Source organism: Shewanella sp. DC2-4, assembly GCF_013248875.1.
GTDB lineage: Bacteria > Pseudomonadota > Gammaproteobacteria > Enterobacterales > Shewanellaceae > Shewanella > Shewanella oncorhynchi.
In genome coordinates this window covers 3,357,757-3,382,918 of the sequence record NZ_JABRVR010000002.1, presented here as the reverse complement: position 1 = coordinate 3,382,918, position 25,162 = coordinate 3,357,757, and the positions used below count along the sequence as shown (strand labels likewise).

Sequence of the window (25,162 nt, the reverse complement as noted above, 5' to 3'; positions counted from 1 at the left end):
CATATCATGGAAGTGTGAGAAGAATATCAAAGCTCAGCCTTAGGGTTAACTAATTTACGCTATTTTGCTGATATTAGTATTAAATCCAAGGCCCAAAGCGTGTCAATGATCGATCAAGGGCAAAACCCAATTGTTGCGATAAAGATTGAGCACTACTTTTAAGGGCCGAGGTGCCTAAAAGCTGTGGCGATTGGCTCGCAAAAATCACCCAATTACCGCCGCCTGTGAGACAAGCGTTCACATGGGCAAAGTGTTGTTGTAAGTCGGCTAACAACTCGCGATTTTGGCTATGTTCTTTCCAGCAGTTCAGCACTAAATACCCATTGGGTTTGATGAGGTTAGTGCATTGCTCAAGGAATATTGGCGAAAGCTGCCCTGTTTCAACGCCTTTGGCTGTGTAAATATCGGCAAAAATTACATCCACTTTTTTATGATCGCCAGCAGCTAAAAAAGCAATAGCATCATCATTGATAAGATTGAGCTTTTTACCTATCGGCAGCTGAAAATAGCGCTTAGCTAACTCAATCACCGCGGGGCGTAATTCCACTGCTGTTAACTTTATTGCCGCATCGAAATTGCGCAGTGAGTGAATAATCGAGCCGCCGCCTAAACCTAAAACAATAGCGCTCTTGGGCTTACAAAATAGTAAAACCAACAACATGGCTTGCACATAAGTGTGCTGGGGAATATGGGGCGCCGCCTTGAGGATCTTACTCTGCTCATCGTTATCCCCAAAGGACAGGATCCGTGAGTCGTCGTAATCGATTACACGAATCGGGCCTAGTGCGTCTTGGGTTTCATGTAAGAGGGTCGAATCGGCCATATTGGATTAATTACTCGGTTTAGCTGTTTGGCTTGTTTGCACGGGCTATAACTGCTCGCGCAAAAAAGTTAGAATTCAGACAGTTTTAGTTAATTGAGCCGCTATTATGACAAATCAAATCCTGCTTGCCTGTATTTATCTTGCAGTGTTTCTCTTTTTACAGCGCGCCTTAACCCATTGGGTTAGAAAACTCGCGCAAATGAAGCAAGTGAGTGTTGCACGGACCAGTTTAGTGACCCGTTTTATTTCCTATGTGATGTTTTTTATTACCTTGTCACTGATGGCGGTCTCGCTCGGACTGGGCTATCAGGATGTGTCGCTATTTGTGTCATCCGCCTTTGCAGTAATGGGCGTAGCATTGGTTGCTCAATGGTCGATATTGAGTAATTTAACCGCTGGCGTGCTGATCTTTTTCGTGTTTCCCTACCGTATCGGTGAACGTATTAGAGTGGTCGATAAGGATGAAGATATTAGCGGCGTGATCATCGAAATCGCTTTATTCCATGTGCTGATCCATCGCGATAACGGCGATACCATCACTTATCCTAATAACCTCATGCTGCAAAAGGCAGTGTTAAAGCTGGCCGATCAAACCCCCTTAGCCGAACGTCAGGCGTTACTCGAAGGCAAAAAGAAGTTTGATCCTGAGTAACAAAGGATATAGATACATGGTCATTGAAGAAGATGTTGGCAAATTGATTGATACTGAACTTTATAGTTCATTACTCGTCTATGCAAAAAAGAATAGCAAAGTAAATGTGAATGAATGTGATCTACCTAAAGTGTTATTAGCCTATGATGCACAAAAAATAAACGCCGCCGAGTTTTCTATTTTAGAGATGGAGAAGATAGTGTCATCGAACATGCCACTATTTACTCGTTTCTTCGATAAAAAAATAGATACTTTTATTGATGCACCAGATGAGCAAGAGAGCAATGATGATGTTATCGCAACACTGCCTTTTTATAAAAATTTCTTGGTGATATACATTATTGAGTTCTGCCTCTTAATTGAAAAGCAAGATGAACTAGAACGTTATCTTAAAAAAATAAGAGTACCAGGCAGCAAAAAATATTCACGAAAATTAAAGGAGATAATGACTGCTTTGTAATTGAGAACAGTCAGAGTAATACGTGTATATAATTTTGAAAAAACTTGATAGATCTGACCATGGTTGGCAACCTTAGTTATTTGGAGTTCGCATGTTTGCAAAGTCAATAACCATTTTTCCTTTTGGTGATATTTCAGGAAAAGGTCAATCAAAAATCTGGGAAAGGAAGTTAGATATACCTTATTTAGGGGATGGCTTTCTCATACGTATTTGGGGGACAAAAGAGGGACCAACAGTATCCCAATGTGAGGCATTCGATAAACTCATCAATAATGCAGAGCAGATTAGAAAAGATGCAACTGCTAGGATTATTTATTTCCTTACCTCTTCTGACATTGTTCCTGCAGAAATCCAACTCTCCTCATCCAATGTTTGGGCATTTTTGTTGCCATGCTTGATCGAAGTTCATGCAAATAATGAATACAGCCTTGGTGTTGGTAAGCTAGGTTCAAATGCCATTACTATTGGATATGATATTTCTTGGGGTGAAGGTTTTCCCCTTTTACAGATAGGTGTTTTAGATGGCTTTATCGATGAAATATATTCCGAATAGTGATTATCTGCTTTTTACTAGCAGTTTAATATATGAAAGGATGAATCACTAAAACCATAATATTAGTTAAGGTTTTAGTGATTCATTTGATTTTAAAAAGTTAGATCGTTAGGTGTATTTTTGGCAACCCTAAACGCTATTTTAACGAGGCGATAAAGGCTTCAGACTTTTGGCGGTAGGATTCTTCAAATGCAATGATAGCAGCTATGATACCAGAGCCCAAAAGCACTTGTAGAGAGGGGATAAGAGTAGCTATGCCCACTGTCGACCAAAAGTTAAGGCTAAATCCACGTGTCATCCAAAACTGACTCGCTAGGCCAATTAATGAAAGCACGACGGCTAATAACGAAACAACGGTTGTTACTCGGGTAATCATTAATAGTAATGCTAAGTTTTTTGAGGATAAATTTTTATAGGGTTTCATTTTTTACTCTTTCCTTAAGTATTTAATATCTTGTATGTTTAATTTATAAACTAGTGAAGCACTCTTTGAAAAAACGCTACCGCTTGCAGGTACATTTGCAGTGCGAGTGCGGGATCATAGCGTTCGCCTTCATCACGCATAAAGGCGTGTTGGGCGTTGACCTCAAGCCAAGTGAAGTTACGGTTCAGCGCCATTAATTGCTGGTGGATTAGAACACGGCCTTCCGCGGATACGTGGGGATCTTGCTTGCCGAACACTAACACTAATTCCCCTTGAATATCACCGCTGCGGCTCAATGAGTCATTGCCGTAAGCGCAGGGTAGGGTGTTGGAATGAATGTCGGTAGGATAAAGGCAAAATGCACCTAAAATAGCGGGGTTGAGTGCGGCGCGGTAGGCTAAGTGGCCGCCGATACACACGCCCATAGAGCCAACTTTGCCATTGCAGTAAGTTTGTTGAGTGGCAAAATCGATCAGTGCTTGGGTATCGCTATCGTGGTGTTCTAGGGGTTTGGCAAATTTATCAGCGTTACCTTTGTCTTTACCCGGTTCATCGTAGGCGAGCACTGTGCCTAAAGGATTGAGCTCATGGAACACTTCGGGTACTAACACCACAAAACCGTGGCCAGCAAGAATAGTAGCGGTGCGGGCGATGGGCGCAGTTTGCTGAAATATCTCGGAATAAAAGATGATACTTGGGAATATTCCCTGTGCTTCTGGGCGATAGATATAGGTGCGCATTAGCCCTGAAGGTGTGGAGATATCCTGAATTTCCTGAGTCACTAACATATTTATATTCCTCTATGAGGCTTCAAACGTTGAAGCCTCACTTTAGCAGTCAGGATTTTATCTGTCAGTTAAAACAATTCGTTACCAGATAGCTCACCTGCATATAGTGCTTTTATATTGCTCAAGGTCGTTTTGGCAATGGCGCCTAGGGCTTCTTCGGTGAGGAAGGCTTGGTGACCCGTGAAAATCACGTTATGGCAGGCTGATAAACGACGGAATACATCGTCTTGAATAATTTCATTCGATTTGTCTTCGAAGAACAGGCCCTTTTCGTTTTCATATACATCTAGCCCAAGCGAGCCGATTTGTCCCAGTTTTAATGCTTCCATTGCGTCGAAAGCATTGAGTAAACCACCGCGGCTGGTGTTGATCACCATGACACCGGGTTTCATCTTGGCGAAGCTGGCTTGGTTTAGTAAGTGACGGTTATCCGCGGTCAACGGGCAATGCAAGCTGATGATATCGCTGTTGGCATAAATAGAGTCGAGATCTTGATATTCAACATTCAGCGCGATGACAGCCGGATTGATAAAGGGATCGAAGGCAATGACTTTACAACCAAAACCGAGCAATACCTTGATGGTTGCTACGCCGATTTTACCTGTACCAATCACGCCGACGGTTTTGCCGAACATGTTAAAGCCGACTAAGCCTTCGAGGGAGAAGTTGGCATCGCGGGTGCGTTGGTAAGCTTTGTGGATTTTTCGATTCAGTGTCAACATCAGTGCGACTGTATGTTCGGCCACGGATTCAGGAGAATAAGCTGGTACGTTAACGACTTGCATGCCTAAGCGTTTAGCGGCAACTAAATCGACGTTGTTAAATCCAGCGCAGCGCATGGCGATAATTTTTGTGCCACCCTTAGCGAGTTCGACCAGAACTTCTTCACAGAGTGAATCGTTGACGAAGGCGCAGACAATTTCAAAACCTTCGGCAAGCTTCACTGTTTGCATGCAGAGGCGATAATCGAAGTACTCAATTTGTGCACCAAACGCAGCATTTGTGCGGTTAAAGTGCTGCATGTCGTAATGTTTTGCGCTAAAAAATCCAATTCTCATTTCAGTCACCTAACGGGTTTGCTGATGTAATTATCTGGCAAAGAGTGTAAGTGAGTTAGGGCTTTTTGTCCTTAGCCTTAGAAAATTCCCCGTTAAAAGAGTGAGCTTTATCATCAATTGGGAATAAAAAAAGCGAGCCCCTGACGGCTCGCTTATTGATTGACTGCTTTTACTTGAAGTGTTCAAGCTAGGGCTCTCATATTGAAAGTCGTACTATTATGAGCTGAGGGTTAGTCCTTTAACCCTCCGTTATTGCATTTTACTTTTTGTCTTTAGCGTATTTAGCTGCAGATGCACCCGCGATACGGCCATAAGTAACGATATCGGAAATAGCATTACCACCTAAGCGGTTAGCACCGTGAACGCCACCTGTGACTTCACCTGCTGCATATAAACCATCAATAGGCTTGCCCGTTTTTTCACTCTTCACTTCGGCTTTAGTATCGATCACAACACCACCCATAGTGTGGTGAACTGCTGGCGCGATTTCGAGAGCGTAGAAAGGTGCAACAACTAATTCACGTGGTAAATCAGGACGTTCAAATTGAGCATCTTTACCTGATTTAACAAAGCCATTATAAGCTTTCACTGTTTTAGCGAGTTCGGCTGCTGGAATATCCAACTGTTTAGCCAGATCTTCAATTGTTTTGCCTTCTTTAACAATTTTCAAGTGCACATAGCCTTCGATAGCTTTTAAGCTCTTACGGATAGAGTCATCGAATACCAAATAAGCACTTTCGCCTTTTTGTTGCAGAATCGCGGCAGACGCTTTGTCACGGGTGGTGATTTCGTTCATAAAGCGGTTACCTTCACGGTTAACCACGATCGCACCGTTACCACGTACCGCTTCGGTGATCATTACACCACCAGCAGGTGAATAAGTTGGGTGAGCTTGAATAAATTCTAAGTCACGAGTTGCAGCACCCGCTTGCAATGCCACGTCTAAGCCATCACCTGTAGCACCTGGGTGGTTAGTCGCTTTAAAGCCTTTTAACTTAGGATCGTACTTAGCTACACGATCGTTATTTTTCGCAAAACCACCCGCTGCGATAACGACAGCGTCAGCTTTGACAACGTAATAACCTGTGTATTCACCCTTCACCAATACGCCGGTAATTTTACCGCTCGCATCTTCAAGAATACGTACTACACGGCTGTTTAAGCGGATGTCAGTACCACGTTTCACTGCATTGTCCCATAGAACTTGTGCTACGTGTGCACCCACGCCTGCGCCGCCTGTTGGACGGTGACTACGGTTAACACTTGCGCCACCCATACGACCTACGTCAGTCATATCGGCACCCATAGAGGTTAACCAATCGATAGAGTCTGATGAGTTGTTGGCTAAGGTTTTGACTAATTCAGGATCGTTAATATTGCGACCACCTTTCATGGTGTCGTCGATCATGATTTGTTTCTTGTCTGCGATACCTAGTTTAGCCTGTGGCTTAGTTTCTGCAGCGTTCATACCGCCAGCAGCAAGTTTAGTGTTTCCGCCTGGGATAGGTTCTTTTTCAAGCAGGATAACTTTAGCGCCTGCATCACGGGCTGAAACGGCTGCAGCAAGACCTGCACCACCTGAACCTATGATCACGACATCAGTGGTTTCTTTTGCGCCAGCGGCAATGGCTTTATCTTGAGCAGCTTTGTCTGCATCAACAGGCACAAACTTACGTTCCCACTTGCCACCGTAAGGCATATCGAAGCCGAAGCTGTGACAAGCATCGCAATAGGTGACTGATTTTTCATGACCTTTATGGCAGCTAGTACAAGCAATTTCGCCAATTAGGTGAGATTTATGGGGTGATACTTTATCTTTAGGTGCAGCGGCGGCCAGTTCTTTTAAATCACCGTGGCAGCTAACACACTGAGCATTTTCATGGGTAAGGTTGTCGTTGGTGACGCCACCTTTGTCTGATACGTGGCAGCTGTCGCAGCTACCCATTTCACCGTGAAAATCGGCTAGCACTTCTGGTGCTGCATAGGCAGTACCTGCCATAGCGCCAGAGATCAGCATGGCTAGTGCTGTTTTTTGAATCTTTCTTGTGAACATGATAGTTCCTCCGCCGTACATTCATCTACTTAATAAGGGTTATTCATCGTGGCGTGATATTTATTTTTTACGCAGCTCACGCACTGTTAGAGCATTCTCCATTTGCAAATTTAGCACTATCTAAAGAGGTATATGTGTGCTCAGATCACATAACCTTTGTTACAGCGAAAATAACATATTTAAAATGTGCAATCGGATGGGAAATATTAATGAAGTTGAGACTAATCACTGCTTCAATACGGTATAACATGCGTTAGTTAACATATTGAATGGATTGATTTTAACTTTATAAAATAAAAATGGTATGAATTATGGTTTTGGTAGCGTGTTTTATCTATTTGTATTTTATAGATATTATAATTTAATCTTGTATATTGAGGTGATGGCTTATTTATTTTTATGTCTTCTATAAATAATGTTATTTCAAAAGCCTTTATTGTATAAAATTATATTATCATTTTAATTAAATGTTACGCAATTGATTCTTAAGGGGTTGTAATGCACAAACAAGGCATATCTGAAAAACGTTTTTGGTTTCAACGTTTGAGTAAAACCAGTTTAAGGGCATTACATATTTTAGGGATAGTAGGTGTCGGTGGTGGCATTTTATTAGATGTAAATAAAGTGCAATGGTTGAGTTATTGGTATCTCGCGATGACGACGGGCAGCATATTAATGTTGTGGGAAATCGCACGGGATTGGCGCTGGCTGATCCAGCTTAAGGGAGTGTTAACTTTAGTAAAAATAGGCTTGCTTGGCCTGTTTGTGCCGCTGGCTCATTACAAACCTGAGCTGTTAATCGTGATACTTTTTTTGTCAGTTATCGTGTCCCATGGTCCTGCAGGGCTCAGGCATTATTCTATTGTGCATCGTCGGCAAATTGACTCGAAAAAAGAAATTAAGGGCTAATTGATATGTCTGTAACCCATACGTCAACTTTAACGCCTGCTGCGTTAATCACAGAGTTCGCTTGGCCTAATCCATTTGTGTCTAACTTAGCCTTGAGTTGTTTTGATGGACTTAAGGTGCTCGATCTCGCTTGCGGTTCTGGGCGTAATGGTTTGTGGTTTTTAGCGCGAGGGGCTGAAGTGACTTTTATCGATCGAGATTTGTCAGCCATGTCACACATTGATCAGGCTAATGCTTACAAATTACAAAGGGATTTAGAAGCTGAGGTAGGACCATTATTGCTGGTTGAAGAGTACGATATTGTCTTAGTATTTAATTATCTGCATCGCCCATTACTGCCACAAATTGCTAAGGCGGTTAAGAGCACAGGCCTTATTGTCTATGAAACCTTTACAACGCAACAGGCGCAGATAGGTCGGCCACGCAACCCAGATTTCTTACTTACTGAAAATGAACTCAAATCAGTGTTTGCTAACTGGCAATCTTTACATTACTTTGAAGGTCGATTATGTGATCCGCAGTCCACTCAAAGCAGTTATAAAGCCCAGTTGATTGCGCGAAAACCTACAACGTAAATTTATTGATTGAGACTCAGAGGTCGTAGGATGTTTCCCTATCCAGAGCAATATCGCATTGCAACGCCGCCGTTGACGACCGCCTTTATGGTGGCGTGGGCTTTATTCAGTCACAGCTTATTTTCCGATGCAAATCCTGTCGCACTCTATCCGTTGTTAGCGCTATTTCCCTTGGTGATTGGATTACACTTATATTTGATTTTGTTAGCAAAAGGAATGGGGCGACTCGATCAGTGTTTCTATGCCTTAGTGCATATCCCACTGGCATTTGTGGTGTGGACATTTACTATTATGCACGTGAATGGTAACGCTTTTTCTTAAATTCGCCTGACGTTTTAGAGAAAATAACAAAAAAAAGCGCCCTGATAATCAGAGCGCTTTTTTTGATTTTGTATTGCTAACAATTAGGCCGTGGTGTTGATGTTGTGGCCTGCATTGCCTACGGGTTTTGGCGCCGCAGCTGCAATTAAATCTACCGCGATTTTACCTTCGGCTTTTTGCTGCTCTTTGGCTAACTGAGCAACCTTAACGCCAATTGCACCATTTTCTAGATTTGGTGCGATAGCTTGGGTATTCAGTGAAATTGACATAACTAACCTCGATTGTAAGCTGGATCCCTTTATCGGCAAACCCACGGTTAACTTTAGTCGTTACACATGAATTTGCCAATTTGCAATTATTTTGCCTTGGCCGTGAGCAGTTTGCGGCCGATAACAATTATTGCTGTAACGCCTAGCGAGCCTAAAATCAATCCGAGTGCCAGGCTCACATTTTGCAGTGCTGTTGGGTCAATAACTAGTGCGATACCCATACCTAACATCATCACGCCTGACATAAGTTTCAGGGTTTGGCCTTCTTTTTCGGTCAACTTACGTTTGCCTAAGGTCGCACTGAAAACGATAACAATAATAGCCAGCGGGATCACATAAACAATATTGTATAAAACCAAATACATATAGCGTTCAATGTCTGGCAGATTGTGCATAGATAGCACACTGGTGTAGATCATTGGGAAGCCTGCGGTGCAAAGTAATTCATAGGCGTTGGCGAGGATAGCTAATACGGTAGAACCTATGAGTAACGCGCCTAAGTTACTGGAATTGGATAGTTTCCCCATGCGTTTTATTAGACTCGTACGATTTTCTGCCGACATCGATAGTGTCACTTCTCCCTTAGTAAAGAAGTAATCTTTGATATTGATGACTCCTGCGATCAAAGCTAAACAACCCGCTGCTAAAATGATCATACCGCCATCACTGCCTGCCCCCAGCAGTTGGAAGATGTTTAGCCATGCCGTCATAAACAGGAAATAGATAAAGCCGGAGAAGAATACGAAAATCCCGCCGACGAGTAACATGCGGCTGCGACTCTTGGCATTAACCATTATCGACAGTAAAAATAGCAACACAAAGAAGGCACAAGGGTTAAAAGCATCGACACCTGCGAGCACTAAGGTGAGTAACGGCAGAGACATAGTCTCAGGTGTCACTACTCCCACTAAAGGTAATTCAACGGGTTGAACTTCTGGCTCTGCAACGGGCTCGCTTAAGCTGGTGGCATCACAGGTACCTTCGCCAGTATCTGTGCCACAAGTGCCAAAGAGCGGTGCATCTGTTTGAGCGCTTGTGGTTGTGCTGGTGGCTCCTTTGGTGGGGAGGTCAGCGTCGCTCAGTTTACCGCCAAGGGATAAATAACAATTCTTCAGTCGATTGACTAAAAATTCACCCGTTACCGCTTCATTTGAATATCCCACAATGGCTTTTTCACAACTTGCCATATAGGGCACTGAGCGTGCTTCTGTACTGGTTTTGGAGGCGATATTTTGCCAAATATCCTGCACGCCGGGATCTGACACCCTATGGGATTCGAGTTCTATCCAAGGGTATTTTTGCGGTAATGAATCAATGAAGGGATGGGCCTCTGCACAGTGCGGACAGGTTTTTGACCAAAAGAAATACAGCTTAATTTTGAGCTCACCCTGATCATTCACATAATGCCAGGTTCGATCCGCTGAGCTTGAGGGTGTTGTCTCGGCCCAGCTCGGGATAGAAAAGGCAAAGAGGAATAATAGCGAGCAAAAGAGAGATAATTTCGATAGATATTTTGTCATAGCGCCTCCCACAGAGAGTGGGTTTAAGTATCGTCAAACGGTTCGATTATCTCTTACTCTACTTAAATCAATCATTTTGATTAAATTAGATATTAAGAAGTGTTAGTTAACTCGCGAATAATAATTTTTTGGGAACTGAAACCAGTTTATCTCCCTGTGAAATGGGGTGATGCACACTCACTCTCAGCTTGAGTCGTTATTGGCTAATAAAGAATAAAGCACCCGAGGGTGCTCTATTTCTGACGTTATCAACAGGTGTCGATGATGGGTTATGGTTAGCCTAGCGTTACGCCATTTACGCTAAGTTTCACGTCGATATTATTGCGCGTGGCGTTCGAGTATGGACAAACTTGATGTGCATGACGCACGAGGGCTTCTGCGGCTTCTTGCGGTAAATCTAAGCTGACTTCTAAGGCAACCGCTAATGCAAAACCACCGGCGTCATTGGCACTTATGCCAACAACCGCACTGACTGGCGCTTCGGTAATATCCACTTTGCCGATTTTTGCGACGTGCAAAACGGCGTTTGAGAAACAGGCGGCATAACCTGCGGCAAACAGTTGTTCGGGATTCGTGGCGAGACCGCTACCGCCCATGGCTTTTGGATAGGCTAAAGCGACATCCAGTAAACCATCATCAGTGCTGACTTGACCTTGACGACCCGCTTTTGCTGTGGCACGTGTTTCATAAAGTGTTTTCATAGTATCAGACCTTCTGAGGTTAAGGATTAAGTAAAATAATTTAAATTGCGCACAATTCAATTGTGGTAAACTATAATTCGATCTTTGGTGTGAATGCAAGTATATTGTGCACAATATATTTAATTTGTCGGATCTTCCTATGGCAACGCTTCAACCCAATACCCGTATTAATCCTGTTGATATGGCCGAAAATGCCAGCACAGAGAATGCCTTATGTCTTGAGAATCAAGTGTGCTTCTCACTTTATAGTGCTGCAAATGCTATGGTGCGTGCCTATCGCCCTTTGTTGGACAAATTAGATCTAACCTATCCGCAGTACTTAGTCATGCTAGTGCTATGGGAAGAGCAGGGGATTAGTGTCAAAACCTTAGGCGATAAACTTTTCCTCGATTCAGGCACGTTAACGCCATTGCTGAAGCGGCTAGAATCTAAAGGATTAGTGACTCGTGGTCGTAGCGAGCAGGATGAACGCGTGAGAGTGCTGGCCTTAACGCCTACAGGACTTTCCCTCAAAACACAGGCAAGTGAAATTCCTCATTTGATGCGTTGTAAAGTCGGCGGCGAGGCGAGCGAACTAAAAGCCTTAAAGGCCATGTGCGATCAAGCACTTAAGCAATTGCATGCCAGTATTGATTAAACTCTTATCGTCGAGATTTGATCTAAGATTAACTTATTGACATATTAACGCTTATTAGCGGTTCGACTGAGTGTAATGGGTTGTATGCTTGAGGCTCAGCGGGTCAGTTGTCTATTGAAGGTTAGCGAGAGTAAGTTATGGCCTGTTTCGATGTAGCCATTATTGGCGGTGGGATCAGCGGTGTCGGCATTGCCCAATATGCAGCAGCAGCGGGCTATTCCACCTTGCTGATTGAAAAGGGCGAAATTGGCGGCCAAACCTCAGCGAATTCCAGCAAGCTTATCCACGGTGGTTTACGCTATTTAGAAACCGGACAAATTAATTTAGTTCGCAAATCATTGCTTGAAAGGCGACATTTACTCAATCTTGCGCCATCACTTGTGAAAGCTGTGCCCTTTTATATTCCCGTGTACGACAACGGTCAGCGCAGTCCTTGGACCATTCGCGCTGGACTGAGTATGTATGCACTGCTGAGTGAATTTGATCCTTTAGGCCAATTTGTGTCAGTGCCTGCCGTGCATTGGCATCGTTTCAAGGGATTAAAACTCTCTGGATTAAAAGCCGTATTTCAGTACTGGGATGCGCAGACCGACGATAAATTGCTCACTCAAGCGGTGGCGCGCAGCGCGCAGGCACTGGGCGCTGAAGTGTATGCCGAGGCTGAATTTCTTGAGCTGGAACACAAGCGCGAGACCTGTGAGCTGAGTTTTAGCCACAGGGGCGAAATCCATAAAGCCGAAGCGAAGCTTGTGATTAATGCTGCAGGTCCTTGGGTAAATGCTGTTTTAAGCAAAGTCTTGCCCCCACTTGCGGGTGTTGAACTCGATTGGGTACAAGGCGCCCATGTGTTACTGGATATTCCTGCGCCCGATGGCATCTTGTACTTAGAGTCATGCTTCGATAAACGGGTAATATTTGTGATGCCTTGGTATGGTCAAACCTTAGTCGGCACCACAGAAACTGAATTAACTTCTTTAGATAAGCCGCCTGAGGCGACCGAATCTGAAATTAATTATCTGCTGGGGATCTACAAACATTATTTCCCACTAACGCCGGATATTGATGAGCTCAAGGCGCTAATAACCAAAACTTTCTGTGGTATTCGGGTCTTGCCTAAGCAAAATAGCCAAGCCTTTGAGCGACCGCGAGATACCTTAATGCAAACATCGATTTCCCATCCGCGAATACTCAGTTTATATGGCGGTAAGTTAACGACGTTTCGCAGTACCTCAGCCGAAGTGCTTGAATGGATTGAAAAGGCCATAGGTAAGCGGCAGTCTATTGCTGATGTTGATAAACTCACCCTATCTTGAGTGCGCCGTGAATTATGCACTTGATGCTGATTTGAATATGCTTCAAGGTGATTTTTACCTGTAAAACCGCTACAGTGTGGCGCTTTTTTACTGATATCTAGGATCTGCCGTGAATGCTGCTATTGTAAATACCGTCAAGCAATGTGGTTATTTTAACCAAGGTCAGTGCCTTTCTTGCCGGCATATACAACAGCCTATGGTGCAGCAAGTGGCGGTTAAGACTCAAACTTTACAGCAACTACTCGCGCCTTTTATCCCAGCTAATTTGCCCGATATTTTTCAGCCGCCGGTAATTGGCGAGGACAGCGGCTTTCGTAATAAAGCTAAAATGGTGGCCTTAGGCGCCGCCCATGCGCCTGTGTTGGGGATTGTGGGCCCAAGTGGCGAGGCGGTAGATCTTTGCGACTGCCTTTTATATCCATCTGATATGCAAGATTTATTACATCGCTTAACACGCTTTGTGCAGCAGGCTGGACTTCCTCCTTATCGGGTAGATAGAGCCAAGGGTGAACTTAAATTTATTCTGCTGACCCGCAGTCAAGTGCGTGGTGAATATCTACTGCGGTTTGTACTGCGGTCCACCAATAGTATCGAACGTATCGAACGTGAATTACCTGCATTATTAGCTGAATATCCGCAAATAAAAGTGGTGTCAGTCAATATCCAACCGGTTCATATGGCAATACTTGAGGGTGATGAAGAGATTTTCTTAACTGAGAATACTAGGCTTGAAGAACGTTTTAATCATGTGCCTTTGTTTATTCGGCCTAAGAGCTTTTTCCAAACCAATCCACACGTTGCGGCGCAGTTATATCAAACGGCCCGTGAATGGGTTGCCGAGTTTTCACCTCATTCGTTATGGGATCTCTTCTGTGGTGTAGGCGGTTTCGGACTGCACTGTGCATCCAAAGACATTACCCTCACAGGGATTGAAATTGAAGCTGAAGCGATTGCCTGCGCGCAAATGTCAGCGCAAATGATGGGGCTCGAAAACGTGCAATTTATGGCGCTCGATTCCACCGACTTTGCTAAGGGTAAAAGCGCTGCTGATAAGCCGGATTTGATCATAGTTAATCCGCCGAGGCGCGGTATTGGCGAGGCGCTATGCCAGTCATTAAGCGAGTTTTCCCCTAAGGCCATTCTCTATTCAAGCTGTAATCCGCAAACCTTAGCGAAAGATCTCGAACATATTCAAGGCTATCACTTAACCAAAGTGCAGCTATTTGATTTATTCCCCCACACGGATCACTTCGAAGTACTAGTCATGTTGGTGAAGGATTAATTTTTTAGCTCATCAATTTATCACTAAGCATTTGTGTTCAATCGCTTTACGACTCTTGAAGTCCGCTCAAACAATCATAAGGACTCTACCATGTGGAGTCTTTGCAATACTTTTATCTGCGCTGCTCGCGTGAAACTTCATCAAAGTGTCTTTTTAGTGGCATAATCTTCAGCACTTTATGCATTGATGGACGGCGATTTATGCTACAGATTTTCCTACGCTTTTTTACCTTGGGCTTGATGAGTTTTGGCGGGCCTGCGGCGCACATTGGTTATTTTCGCCAGACCTTCGTAAATGAACTCGGTTGGCTCGATGATAAGCGTTACGCCAGTCTGGTTGCCTTAAGCCAATTTATGCCGGGGCCAGGGTCGAGCCAAGTGGGCTTTGCCATTGGTTATCAAAGAGGCGGGTTTGTTGGCGCGCTTGCTGCTTTTGCCGGTTTTACACTACCTTCCTTTATTTTGATGTACTTACTGGCAGTAACAACGTCGGCTTGGCTCGCTAATCATTATGTTCAAGGGATGATTTACGGGCTTAAATTAATGGCCGTCGTTGTGGTTGCCGATGCCGTTCTCGCCATGTTTAAACAGTTCTGCCAACGCAAATCCGCACGCCTATTAATGTTAGTCAGTACTGCTGCAATTTTGATTGCGCCATCTATGTGGACGCAAATCCTTTTGTTACTTGGCGCCGCCACTATCGGCATCTATAAATTGACTGCGAGCCAAGATGACACAGTAGCGCTGGCACCGATTCGATTGAATTACTTCTATTTGTTGCTCTTTTTCGTGTTGCTCATCGGCAGTTTTTTTATCGTGGATTTAGGCTCTGAAGCTTGGATCTTCGGTGAGTTTTATCGTGTAGGGAGCTTAGTATTTGGTGGTGGTCATGTTGTGCTACCTCTGTTGGAAACTGCGGTGGGTGATACTATAGGTGGCGATCGTTTTCTGACAGGTTATGCCTTTGCCCAAGCAGTGCCAGGACCTATGTTTACCTTTGCGACCTTTTTAGGCGCTGAAGTGATGTTAGATAAGCCCTTCATGGGAGCTTGCATCGCAACCGCAGCCATTTTCTTACCCGGTTTTTTACTCATGCTGGTGGGGTTGAAAAGTTGGCATACGATTGCCGCAAGACCAAAAATTGCTGGCGCAATAGCGGGAGTGAATGCCTGTGTTGTTGGCTTACTTGCCGCAGCACTTTATCAACCCGTGTTTTCTCAGGCGGTATTCTCAGGTAAAGATATGGCCTTGGTATTGCTCGGTTTTGGTGCATTAAAGTTATTTAAACCAACTATGCTACAACTGGTATTAGGCTTTAGTGTATGTGGTGTGCTGCTTAATATGCTTTGAACTGAGTCGTTATTAATCGAATGTTTATTGAGCAAGATTAAGATTTTGTTACTTTAAGCGCATAGAAATACAACAATCTTAGCTATACTCCGAAGATACAAGTTGTAATCCTTTGGAGCATTCAAGTATGTCTAAGTTGAGTTTGCGCAATAAATTATTATTGCTATCGCTGTTTCCTTTGATCCTCGCATTATTGGTGTTGATGTCGGTTTCTTATTATGTTGAGCAAGATGCGCTTGCCGATGAGGTGGTTACCTTTAGATCTAAGCTCGTCGGTGAACGTAAACAACAAATCAAAGAAGCTACCGAAATTGCCGCTGGTATAGTGAATTACCAATTATCGTTAAAAGAACAAGGGAATGTGAATCAAGCGCTAAGAGACATACGTTTTGGCAGTGCGGGTTATTTCTTCATGTATGACTCTCAAGGGAAAAATATTTTCCATGCCCTCATACCGAGTTTAGAAGGGCAAAATAAAATGGATATGACAGATCCTCGCGGCACTAAAATTATCGTCGGTCTGCTCGATGCCGCTAAACGTGGCGATGGTAGTTTCTCCTATTACTATCAAAAACCTAATACTAATGAACAGATTGAAAAAATCAGTTACGCCATGATGATCCCAGGTACTGACTGGATGTTAGGTACTGGGGCATATATCGATGATATTGAAGCTGTTGTTGAAGATTATCGTGAGACAGTGACTGAGCAAATGGCAGAAAAATCCTTCGCGATTTTGCTGATAGCGCTTTTCCTTACGGGTATTACTGGCTTTATCATTATGATTGCCGCCCACCGTATGGTCGTGCCAATCAAGAATATGGCCGATAACTTAAATGATATTGCTAAGGGCGAAGGGGATTTAACCAAACGACTTACCGTAAAAGGTGAAGACGAAATTGCCCAACTTGGGCGCTCCTTTAACCTCTTTGTCGATAAACTTCAGCATATTATCGGCGATGTTGCGACTGCGACGGCTAAAGTAAAAACGGCAGCCAATGCGATTCATGATCAAACTAAAGTCATGTCGAGCCAGTTGGTGAGTCATAACAATGAAACCGATCAGGTGGTGACTGCAATCACTGAGATGTCCTCCACTGCGAACGAAGTGGCTAAGAATACCACTCAAGTAGCCGAAGCGACTCACGCTGCTACTGGTGATGTGGCGAATGCACAGCGTTGTGTTGATGCTTCGCTTGAGGAGATTGCGTCTTTAATGTCGCAAATTAACAATGCGGCAGGCAGTATAAAATCACTCAGCGAGCAATCACAGAAGATCAACAGCGTGCTTTCTGTCATTGGCGGTATTGCCGAGCAAACTAACCTATTGGCATTGAACGCCGCCATCGAAGCGGCCCGTGCTGGTGAACAGGGTCGTGGATTTGCTGTGGTCGCCGACGAGGTGCGTAATTTAGCCAGTCGAACTCAAGCCAGCACGTTAGAAATCAACGAGATGTTATCGGCACTGCATAAGCTAGTGACCCAAGCCGTGAAAGCCATGGAAGAGAGTCAGCAAAGCTGTGTACGTTCGGTGGATTCTTCTCGTACGATTTCCGATAGTTTAGGCTCAGTCACTTCAGCGGTAACGGCGATTAATGATATGAGTACCCAAATTGCGGCCGCGGCGACAGAGCAAAGCTCAGTAACCGAAGAAATTAACCGTAACGTGTATGCCATCCAAGAGATTGTAAACGAGCTGCTTCATTCCAGCGAAGATGCCGCTAGGATCAGTATGACAGTCTCGGAAGAAGGCATTAACTTGGGCAAGTTAGTGGGCCAGTTTAAGATTTAATTGCAGCAATCTTGATTAAAACGGGAGACTTAAGGTCTCCCGTTTTATTTGGCTTATTTATCTTTTTGAAGAGCACTTAATCCATTTACTTTAGTCAATCCAGCCTAGTCAGTTCATTCTAATCAATTTTCTCGGCAACCCGCTCAACCCTTACCGAGCAGACCTTATATTCAGGGATAAAAGCGACAGGATCGAGCGCATTGATGGTAAGTTTATTCGCCGCAGCTTCCACAAAGTGGAAGGGCAGGAATAACACGCCAGCTTGGGCTCTTTTCGTCACAAAGGCGTCGATTTCAATTTCACCGCGACGGGTTGTGAGTTTGATTTTATCGCCATTGCCTATGCCGAGTTGCTCGGCGTCATAGACTGAAATCATTACTTTAGGCGAGCCGAGTAAGTCGAGTCCGGCCGTTTTACGGGTTAAGGTGCCTGTGTGGAACTGTTCCAGTAAACGTCCGGTTGAGAGGGTGAGCGGGTACTCACTGCAGGGCATTTCTGCGGGTAAGCGATAACTCACTGGCGTGAACTTACCTAAGCCGCGGGTGAATTGGCCTTGGTGCATAATGGGAGTACCTGGATGAGCTTCATCTGGGCAAGGCCATTGAATACCTTGGGGAATTTTACCGTCAACTCCAGTGCTTAATCGCTGCCAAGTAATGCCGCGATATTGTGGTATCAGCTCATTGATTTCCTGCCAAATCGCTTCTTCATTAGGGTAATCCCAAGCGGCACCCATCGCATTGGCAATGGCTTGGACAATTTGCCAATCGGGCAGGGCTTCACCTGGCGGTAGCAGGGCCTGTTCGAGTCGCTGCACTCGTCGTTCAGTATTAGTGAAATGACCGCGTTTTTCGACAAAGGCTGCGGCGGGCAGAACCACGTCGGCAAGCTCGGCGGTTTCGGTGAGAAAGATATCCTGCACCACTAAAAAGTCGATTGCATTAAGCGCCCTAAGCACATGGGCTTGATCTGGGTCGCTTAATACGGGGTTTTCGCCCATCACATACAACGCCTTGATTTTCCCTTTGGAAATATCATGCATCATATGGGTGGCGGTTACGCCAATTTCTCCCGATAACGGCGTTTGCCAATGTGCCTCGAAACGCATTCTGGCGTGAATGTCGGTGACTTTTTGATAACCACTGAAGAAGTTAGGCAGTGCGCCCATGTCACAGGCACCTTGCACATTACTTTGTCCCCGTAGTGGGTTAATCCCCGCTCCTTCAACTCCAATATTGCCGCATAGAAGTTGTAGATTAGATATGGCGGTGACATTGTCGTGTCCCGTCGTGTGCTGGGTAATGCCCATGGCATAGTAGACTGCGGTTTTGTCGGCCGTGCCTATGGTACGGGCGATGCGGGCGATATCTTCGGCTTTAACACCTGTTATCAAGGCTGCATTTTCTAGGCTGTAATCTACTTTTTTGAGTTCAGCATAGAGAGCATCCACGCCTTCGGTGCGCGCTGCAATATAGCTTTTATCCTGCCAGTCATTACGGATGATTTCCGCCATAATCGCATTGAGTAGCATGACGTCAGTGCCGGGTCTGTGGGCGACATAAAGCTGTGCACTGTCGGCAATGGCGACACGTTTAGGATCGGCCACCATTAATCTTGCGCCATGCAAAGCCACGGCTTGCTTAATTTTCGAGGCGATGATCGGGTGAGCACTGCTGGTGTCTGAGCCTATGATAAAAATCACATCCGATGCTTGAATGCTCGGAATGTCATTGGTCATGGCACCACTGCCGATACTTTGCTGTAGCCCAGTGACTGTGGATGAATGGCACAGACGGGCGCAATGGTCGATGTTATTGGTGCCGAGTATGCTTCTGACAAATTTTTGCAGGAGGAAGTTTTCTTCATTGGTGGCTTTTGCCGAGGCCAAGCTTGCCAGTGCATTGCTGCCATGTTGCTGTTTTATTTGCTGTAAATGTTCGGCCACATAGGCGATGGCTTCAGGCCAACTACTTGGCGTGAGCTGGCCATGTTTACGAATGAGTGGCGTGGTGAGGCGTTTTTCACTGTGAATAAAATCGAAACCAAATCGCCCTTTGACGCAGAGCATGCCTTGGTTAACCACAGACTCTTTATTGCCCTCAATATGACGGATCTGATTCGTGTTGGTATCGATTTTAAGGTCAAGCCGACAGCCTACGCCGCAATAGGTACAAATCGTTGAGGCGGTTTTGAGTGGCGTTTCATCGCCTTGGCGTTTATCCCGCGCATCGACGAGTGCACCCGTTGGGCAAACCTGCACACAGTTGCCGCATTGCACACATTTGCTGTCGGCCATGCTAGCGCTAAAGCCGACTCTCGGTGCGCGGCGCGTGGCGGTTTCGCTTATATCTTGCGGCAGTGCTTGATAGGAATCATGGGCAAATTGAATCGCACAATGGCCACTCTGCAACTGGCACACATCGACGCACTTACCACAGCTAATACAACGATTTGCATCAAATTGAATGAACGGACTCGATTTATCGACCGAAAACTTACGCACGCTTTGAGTGCTGAGTGACTTAGGTTCGACATGGTAGTCGGTCGCATAGTCCCTTAATTTACAATCAGTATTGGCTTGGCAGGCGCATTCGAGGCAGCGAGCCGCTTCTTGCATGGCGGCATCGGGAGCAAAGCCTAGCTCGACTTCGCCGTAATTGAGTAAACGTTGCACCGCGTTCAATTCGGGCATGGTTAAACGGGCTTTACGTGCGACAGAGGGGTAGAGCTCGGTAGTTGGCAAGCCTTGTTTTATTGTGTTACCGACTGCTTTTGATGAATTAAATTCAGTGGCATGCAGCTCACAGCTTAGGCCTTGTTTGAGTAATTTATCTATGGCGATGGCGGCTTTATGGCCATCGCCTATGGCGGCGACTGCGGTGGCAGGACCGCGGCGCGCATCCCCCACCACGAAGAGTTTTTCAACCCCTGATGACATAGTGTGCTCGCAGCCAATAAAGGTATTCCAGCGGCTGAGAGCGAGTTCACCATTACTTAAGTGGCTCGCGGGATCTTGCATAAAACTCATATCGGGAGTTTGTGATACTGCGGCTATCACAGTATCAAAATCTTGGGTAAAGGTTTCACCAGTATCAACGGGAGCGCGTCTGCCAGAGGCATCGGCTTCGCCGAGTGCCATCTTAGCGAAGGTGACAGAATGTACTCTACCTTGCGCATCGCTATGGTTTTCAAGCGGATTGGTTAAAAAATGAAACTTCACCCCTTCGACTTCGGCCTCGTGTACCTCGTAAGCTTCGGCGGGCATTTCTGCGCGGGTACGACGGTAAATTAGGGTGACATCACAACCTTCACGCACCGCTGTGCGGGCGCAATCAATAGCGGTATTGCCACCACCAATGACGGCGACTTTCTTACCTAAAATAAGTGTCTTTTCGAGACAATGATCTTTTAAGTAATCGACACCTAAGTAGCAACCTGCGAGTGTGCTACCTGGATAATCCATTGGCACAGCTTTTTGGGCGCCAATGGCAAGACAAACGGCATCGAAATCTTCAACTAATTGATTTAAATGTATCTCGTGACCGAGACGCGTTTCTGTGTGGATGGTTAACCCGTTATGGCACAAGAGTTCGATTTCTTTATCGAGTATCGCCTTAGGTAAGCGATATTCAGGAATGCCATAGCGCAGCCAGCCACCCGCCTGTGGCATAGATTCGAATATCTCAACGCTATGGCCTTGGTTTGATAAGTAATATCCGGCACTTAACCCTGCTGGACCCGCACCAATAATCGCGACTTTTTTGCCCGTGTCGGCTTGGCGTGGTGGCACATAACTCATGCCCCCATTTTCGCCATCAGCTAAGTCGAGATCGGCGGCGTGACGTTTTAATTGGCGTATGGCAATGGGCTCATCGACGAGTCCGCGGCGACATTGTGCTTCACAAAAAGCAGGGCAGACACGGCCAATGGAGAGTGGCAGCGGCAAAGTTTGTTTAATGACTTTAACGGCTTCAGTATGGTTGCCTTGGGCTATGTGATACAGGTAACTCTGCACATCGACGCCCGCAGGGCATGCTTGTTGGCAGGGGGCTTCGCAATCGGCAAAATGATCGCTCAAGATCTCAGTCAGCGCTTGTTTGCGTTTTTGACTTAATAATTCAGACTGAGTTATGACTCGCATGCCGACTGTGGCGGACGTTTCACAGGCGCGTACGCAGCGCAAACTGGCGTCGGAATTCTCAATTTGGACGACACACAAATTGCAGGCTTGCTTGTCTGCATGTTCGTGATTGCCTAATTGCTGCGAGGCTGCGCTGGGATCACATAAGCTGGGTATTGCTATGCCAGCAGCATGCGCCACTTGCAGTAGGTTATCGGTCGGATTAACCGACAACACTTGGTCATTAATTCGAAGTTCTATCATCCCATGGCCTTTTTATATGTAGGGTGCTTAGCTGCTATAGCGCGGGGCTGCAGGCTTAGGTTGTTTCGAGTATACCTAGACAGCTTTAGAAGACGCTTATGGGCGAGTGAAGTTTGCTGCAAAATTGCAGCTTGAATCACAAACCCGCCCAGACCGTGCGCTGGTGAATGTTTGTTCTGATTTAGTCGTGATGGGGTTGGCGTTATCAGGCCTTTTTAGTCGTGTTTCCTTTGATATTATGGGGATTTTTTAGGCAGGAGAGCGCTTGTGTGTCAGCCATTGGCCTCGCGCATAGCACTATCTTGGCTAAATTTAAGTAAGATCACAGTCTTAACTCATTGCTTTTTGTTAGTCTCGGCTTTAGTGCTGTGGTCTTTTAGCTTGGAAAATAATCCTTGTTATCCCATTTAATGAACAGTGCACCCCTAGGTTTACCAGTCTGGTTAGGTTAAAATGAGCGGTTGCAAATACTGTTAATCACCGCCCCTTTTAGTGGAAGATCAATTAAAGCGGCCAAATAAAGAAAGTTGAAAACTCATGTTTGAAGTTAATCCAGTAAAATTCAAAATTAAGGAGCTTGCCGAGCGCACGGAGCTTCTTAGGGGGTATCTTTGACTACGATGCCAAAAATGAGCGTCTAGAAGAAGTTACCCGTGAGCTTGAAAGTTCAGAAGTGTGGAACGACCCAGAGCGCGCCCAAGCCTTAGGCAAAGAGCGCGCCAGCCTAGAAGCTGTGGTCAAAACCATAGACGATATGGACTCAGGTCTTGAAGATGTTGAAGGCTTACTCGAGCTGGCTATTGAAGAGGAAGACGAAGATACCTTCAATGAAACCAGTAAAGAGCTGGATTATCTCGAAAGCCGCCTTGCCGATCTTGAATTCCGTCGTATGTTCTCCGGCCCGCAAGATGCGTCAAACTGTTATTTAGACATTCAGTCTGGTAGTGGTGGTACCGAAGCCCAAGATTGGGCCAACATGGTGCTGCGTATGTACCTACGTTGGGGCGAAGCCCATGGCTTTAGCCCTGAGTTGATGGAAGTGACCGATGGTGACGTGGCCGGTATTAAAGGCGCGACCATTAAGTTTACTGGCGAATATGCGTTCGGTTGGTTACGCACTGAGACTGGCGTGCACCGTTTAGTACGTAAGTCGCCATTTGATTCATCGGGTCGTCGTCATACGTCATTCTGCTCTGTGTTCGTTTATCCAGAAATCGATGACGATATCACGATTGATATCAACCCATCGGATCTGCGTATTGACACTTATCGCGCATCGGGCGCGGGTGGTCAGCACGTTAACAAAACGGAATCGGCGATTCGTATTACCCACTTACCGACGAATACCGTCGTGCAGTGCCAGAACGACCGTTCACAGCATAAAAATAAAGATGCTGCGATGAAGCAGCTGAAAGCAAAACTGTTTGAGTTAGAAATGCTCAAGCAAAATGCCGACAAACAGGCCGCAGAAGACGCTAAGTCTGATATCGGCTGGGGCAGTCAAATTCGCTCTTATGTATTAGACGATGCCCGCATTAAAGACTTACGCACAGGCGTTGAAACCCGCAATACTCAAGCGGTACTCGATGGCGATCTGGATAAGTTTATCGAAGCCAGTTTGAAATCTGGGCTGTAATTAATTCAAGGTATAGACGAGAAATAAGATGACTGAACAAGTAATTGATGAGAACAAACTGATCGCCGAGCGCCGTGCCAAGCTAGAAAGCATCCGCCCAAATTGTAGTGCTAATGCCCATCCAAATACCTTCCGTCGCACCCATAAAGCGGCTGAATTACAAGCACAGTATGGTCAAAGCACTAAAGAAGAACTCGAAGCCTTAGGTTTTAAGACCAGCATCGCTGGCCGCATCATGGCAAAACGTGGTCCTTTCTTAGTGATCCAAGACGTGTCTGGCCGTATTCAAGCCTATGCTGAAAAAAGCGTACAAGCTGATTTGAAAGAGCGTTTTCAAGGTCTGGATATCGGTGACATTATCGGTGTAACCGGTCAGCTGCATTTGTCTGGCAAAGGCGACTTATACGTCAACATGGAACAGTACGAGCTACTGACCAAGGCGCTGCGTCCATTGCCTGCGGACTATTATGGTCTAGCCGATCAAGAAATGCGCTACCGTCAACGTTACGTGGATCTCATCGTTAACGAAGATTCGCGCAATGCCTTTATCATGCGTTCTAAAGTGGTTTCTGCAATTCGTAACTTCATGATCAAAAAAGAGTTCATGGAAGTTGAAACCCCTATGATGCATGTGATCCCAGGTGGTGCTTCGGCGCGTCCTTTTATCACCCATCACAACGCCTTAGACATGCCAATGTACCTGCGTATCGCGCCAGAATTATATCTGAAGCGTTTAGTGGTGGGTGGTTTTGAGCGTGTGTTCGAAATCAACCGTAACTTCCGTAACGAAGGTCTGTCGCCACGTCATAACCCAGAATTCACTATGATGGAATTCTATATGGCTTATGCTGACTACAAAGATCTGATGGACCTTACCGAAGAAATGCTCAGCTCGATTGCTATCGAACTGCTTGGCAGTGCGCAAATGCCCTACGGTGAGCACACAGTCGATTTCGGTGGCCCATACGCACGTTTAAGCATGTTAGAAGCGATTCAGAAGTACAATCCTGATAACGCCACTATCCAAGCTATGACCTATGAGCAAGTGAAAGATGTTGAATTCATGCGCGATTTGGCGAAAAGCTTAGGTATGAAGATTGAGAAATTCTGGACTTGTGGTCAGCTGCTTGAAGAAATCTTCGGTGAAACTGCTGAATGGCAATTGATGCAACCAACGTTCATCACTGGCTACCCAGCGGACATTTCACCATTGGCACGTCGTAATGATGACAACCATTTCATCACTGACCGTTTCGAATTCTTCATCGGTGGCCGCGAAGTGGCTAACGGCTTTAGCGAGCTGAACGATGCTGAAGATCAAGACAACCGCTTTAAAGCACAGGTTGACGCGAAAGATGCAGGTGACGATGAAGCTATGTTCTACGATGCAGACTATATCACTGCACTGGAACACGGTTTGCCACCAACGGCAGGTCAAGGTATTGGTATCGACCGTTTAGTGATGTTGTTCACTAACACTCATACTATCCGTGACGTGATCCTGTTCCCTGCTATGCGCCCACAGGCGTAATGCAGTCGAACAAGATATTTCGGTTAGTCATTTTATCGACGATGAATGAGTGGGAATTGGCTAAACAGTAAAAGGTTTACTCATTAGCTGACAATCATAGTGATAAAAACCAGCCATTTGGCTGGTTTTTTG

22 protein-coding genes are annotated in these 25,162 nt (G+C 45.4%); 13 read left to right on the top strand and 9 right to left on the bottom strand.

Going from position 1 to position 25,162, the window contains the following annotated elements; all coding sequences use genetic code 11:
* Positions 1-79: 79 nt before the first annotated feature.
* The gene (locus HQQ92_RS15455) at positions 80-823 is read right to left on the bottom strand and encodes a spermidine synthase (RefSeq protein WP_113939824.1); all 744 of its coding nucleotides are present in this window, start codon (positions 821-823) and stop codon (positions 80-82) included.
* A 106-nt stretch (positions 824-929) separates the two neighbouring features.
* Here HQQ92_RS15455 and HQQ92_RS15450 point away from each other — a divergent pair, with 106 nt between their 5' ends.
* The 3 genes from HQQ92_RS15450 to HQQ92_RS15440 all read left to right on the top strand — a co-directional run bounded on the left by HQQ92_RS15450 (position 930) and on the right by HQQ92_RS15440 (position 2,488).
* Positions 930-1,475 carry a mechanosensitive ion channel family protein gene (locus tag HQQ92_RS15450; RefSeq protein ID WP_006080363.1) on the top strand — a complete coding sequence of 182 codons (546 nt, stop codon included), beginning with the start codon at positions 930-932 and terminating at the stop codon, positions 1,473-1,475.
* A 16-nt stretch (positions 1,476-1,491) separates the two neighbouring features.
* Positions 1,492-1,935: a hypothetical protein gene (locus tag HQQ92_RS15445; RefSeq protein WP_131525118.1), complete on the top strand. Its 444-nt coding sequence runs from the start codon at positions 1,492-1,494 to the stop codon at positions 1,933-1,935.
* Between the two features lie 91 nt (positions 1,936-2,026).
* Positions 2,027-2,488, top strand: a complete 462-nt coding sequence (locus HQQ92_RS15440) for a hypothetical protein (protein ID WP_173246573.1) — start codon at positions 2,027-2,029, stop codon at positions 2,486-2,488.
* Positions 2,489-2,624: 136 nt separating this feature from the next.
* Here HQQ92_RS15440 and HQQ92_RS15435 read toward each other — a convergent pair whose 3' ends face one another.
* The 4 genes from HQQ92_RS15435 to fccA form a co-directional block, all read right to left on the bottom strand.
* The gene (locus tag HQQ92_RS15435) at positions 2,625-2,912 is read right to left on the bottom strand and encodes a hypothetical protein (protein ID WP_173246570.1); all 288 of its coding nucleotides are present in this window, start codon (positions 2,910-2,912) and stop codon (positions 2,625-2,627) included.
* 50 nt (positions 2,913-2,962) lie between these two features.
* Positions 2,963-3,700: a dienelactone hydrolase family protein gene (locus HQQ92_RS15430; RefSeq protein ID WP_173246565.1), complete on the bottom strand. Its 738-nt coding sequence runs from the start codon at positions 3,698-3,700 to the stop codon at positions 2,963-2,965.
* Between the two features lie 68 nt (positions 3,701-3,768).
* Positions 3,769-4,758, bottom strand: coding sequence for a 2-hydroxyacid dehydrogenase (locus tag HQQ92_RS15425; RefSeq protein WP_173246561.1), 990 nt, complete (start codon positions 4,756-4,758; stop codon positions 3,769-3,771).
* Positions 4,759-5,017: 259 nt separating this feature from the next.
* On the bottom strand, positions 5,018-6,811 hold the full coding sequence (fccA, locus tag HQQ92_RS15420) for a fumarate reductase flavoprotein subunit FccA (RefSeq protein ID WP_173246558.1): 1,794 nt from the start codon (positions 6,809-6,811) through the stop codon (positions 5,018-5,020).
* A gap of 498 nt (positions 6,812-7,309) precedes the next feature.
* On the opposite strand from fccA, the gene HQQ92_RS15415 reads away from it, so the two are divergent.
* From HQQ92_RS15415 to HQQ92_RS15405, 3 genes are read left to right on the top strand one after another with little or no spacing between them, the layout of a single operon-like run.
* Positions 7,310-7,720, top strand: a complete 411-nt coding sequence (locus HQQ92_RS15415; protein ID WP_105250071.1) for a hypothetical protein — start codon at positions 7,310-7,312, stop codon at positions 7,718-7,720.
* 5 nt (positions 7,721-7,725) lie between these two features.
* Positions 7,726-8,295 (top strand): bifunctional 2-polyprenyl-6-hydroxyphenol methylase/3-demethylubiquinol 3-O-methyltransferase UbiG, encoded by a 570-nt coding sequence (locus HQQ92_RS15410; protein WP_173246555.1) that lies wholly within the window; start codon positions 7,726-7,728, stop codon positions 8,293-8,295.
* 30 nt (positions 8,296-8,325) lie between these two features.
* Positions 8,326-8,616, top strand: coding sequence for a hypothetical protein (locus tag HQQ92_RS15405; protein WP_105250069.1), 291 nt, complete (start codon positions 8,326-8,328; stop codon positions 8,614-8,616).
* 83 nt (positions 8,617-8,699) lie between these two features.
* Here HQQ92_RS15405 and HQQ92_RS15400 read toward each other — a convergent pair whose 3' ends face one another.
* The 3 genes from HQQ92_RS15400 to HQQ92_RS15390 form a co-directional block, all read right to left on the bottom strand.
* Complete coding sequence (locus tag HQQ92_RS15400) at positions 8,700-8,885, bottom strand: hypothetical protein (RefSeq protein ID WP_028759392.1); 186 nt, start codon at positions 8,883-8,885, stop codon at positions 8,700-8,702.
* A gap of 86 nt (positions 8,886-8,971) precedes the next feature.
* The gene (locus HQQ92_RS15395; protein ID WP_173246552.1) at positions 8,972-10,405 is read right to left on the bottom strand and encodes a cytochrome C biosynthesis protein; all 1,434 of its coding nucleotides are present in this window, start codon (positions 10,403-10,405) and stop codon (positions 8,972-8,974) included.
* A 275-nt stretch (positions 10,406-10,680) separates the two neighbouring features.
* Positions 10,681-11,106 carry an organic hydroperoxide resistance protein gene (locus tag HQQ92_RS15390; RefSeq protein ID WP_173246549.1) on the bottom strand — a complete coding sequence of 142 codons (426 nt, stop codon included), beginning with the start codon at positions 11,104-11,106 and terminating at the stop codon, positions 10,681-10,683.
* A 139-nt stretch (positions 11,107-11,245) separates the two neighbouring features.
* Here HQQ92_RS15390 and HQQ92_RS15385 point away from each other — a divergent pair, with 139 nt between their 5' ends.
* From HQQ92_RS15385 to HQQ92_RS15365, 5 genes are all read left to right on the top strand, one after another.
* Positions 11,246-11,743 (top strand): MarR family transcriptional regulator, encoded by a 498-nt coding sequence (locus HQQ92_RS15385; RefSeq protein ID WP_173246546.1) that lies wholly within the window; start codon positions 11,246-11,248, stop codon positions 11,741-11,743.
* Between the two features lie 137 nt (positions 11,744-11,880).
* Positions 11,881-13,056, top strand: a complete 1,176-nt coding sequence (locus HQQ92_RS15380) for a glycerol-3-phosphate dehydrogenase/oxidase (protein ID WP_173246543.1) — start codon at positions 11,881-11,883, stop codon at positions 13,054-13,056.
* A gap of 109 nt (positions 13,057-13,165) precedes the next feature.
* Positions 13,166-14,338, top strand: coding sequence for a 23S rRNA (uracil(747)-C(5))-methyltransferase RlmC (gene rlmC / locus HQQ92_RS15375; protein WP_173246540.1), 1,173 nt, complete (start codon positions 13,166-13,168; stop codon positions 14,336-14,338).
* 200 nt (positions 14,339-14,538) lie between these two features.
* Positions 14,539-15,687 carry a chromate efflux transporter gene (gene chrA / locus HQQ92_RS15370; protein WP_173246537.1) on the top strand — a complete coding sequence of 383 codons (1,149 nt, stop codon included), beginning with the start codon at positions 14,539-14,541 and terminating at the stop codon, positions 15,685-15,687.
* A gap of 127 nt (positions 15,688-15,814) precedes the next feature.
* Positions 15,815-17,479 carry a methyl-accepting chemotaxis protein gene (locus tag HQQ92_RS15365; RefSeq protein WP_105250062.1) on the top strand — a complete coding sequence of 555 codons (1,665 nt, stop codon included), beginning with the start codon at positions 15,815-15,817 and terminating at the stop codon, positions 17,477-17,479.
* Between the two features lie 118 nt (positions 17,480-17,597).
* Here HQQ92_RS15365 and fdhF read toward each other — a convergent pair whose 3' ends face one another.
* On the bottom strand, positions 17,598-21,863 hold the full coding sequence (gene fdhF, locus HQQ92_RS15360; protein ID WP_173246534.1) for a formate dehydrogenase subunit alpha: 4,266 nt from the start codon (positions 21,861-21,863) through the stop codon (positions 17,598-17,600).
* A gap of 537 nt (positions 21,864-22,400) precedes the next feature.
* Here fdhF and prfB point away from each other — a divergent pair.
* Both prfB and lysS read left to right on the top strand, forming a co-directional pair.
* Positions 22,401-23,499, top strand: a protein-coding gene (prfB, locus tag HQQ92_RS15355) for a peptide chain release factor 2 (protein ID WP_168824900.1) whose coding sequence is annotated in 2 segments (ribosomal slippage) — positions 22,401-22,475 and positions 22,477-23,499 — 1,098 coding nt in all. Because the reading frame shifts where the segments join, the coding sequence is not laid out codon by codon here.
* A gap of 28 nt (positions 23,500-23,527) precedes the next feature.
* The gene (lysS, locus tag HQQ92_RS15350; protein ID WP_168824901.1) at positions 23,528-25,030 is read left to right on the top strand and encodes a lysine--tRNA ligase; all 1,503 of its coding nucleotides are present in this window, start codon (positions 23,528-23,530) and stop codon (positions 25,028-25,030) included.
* Positions 25,031-25,162: the final 132 nt, after the last annotated feature.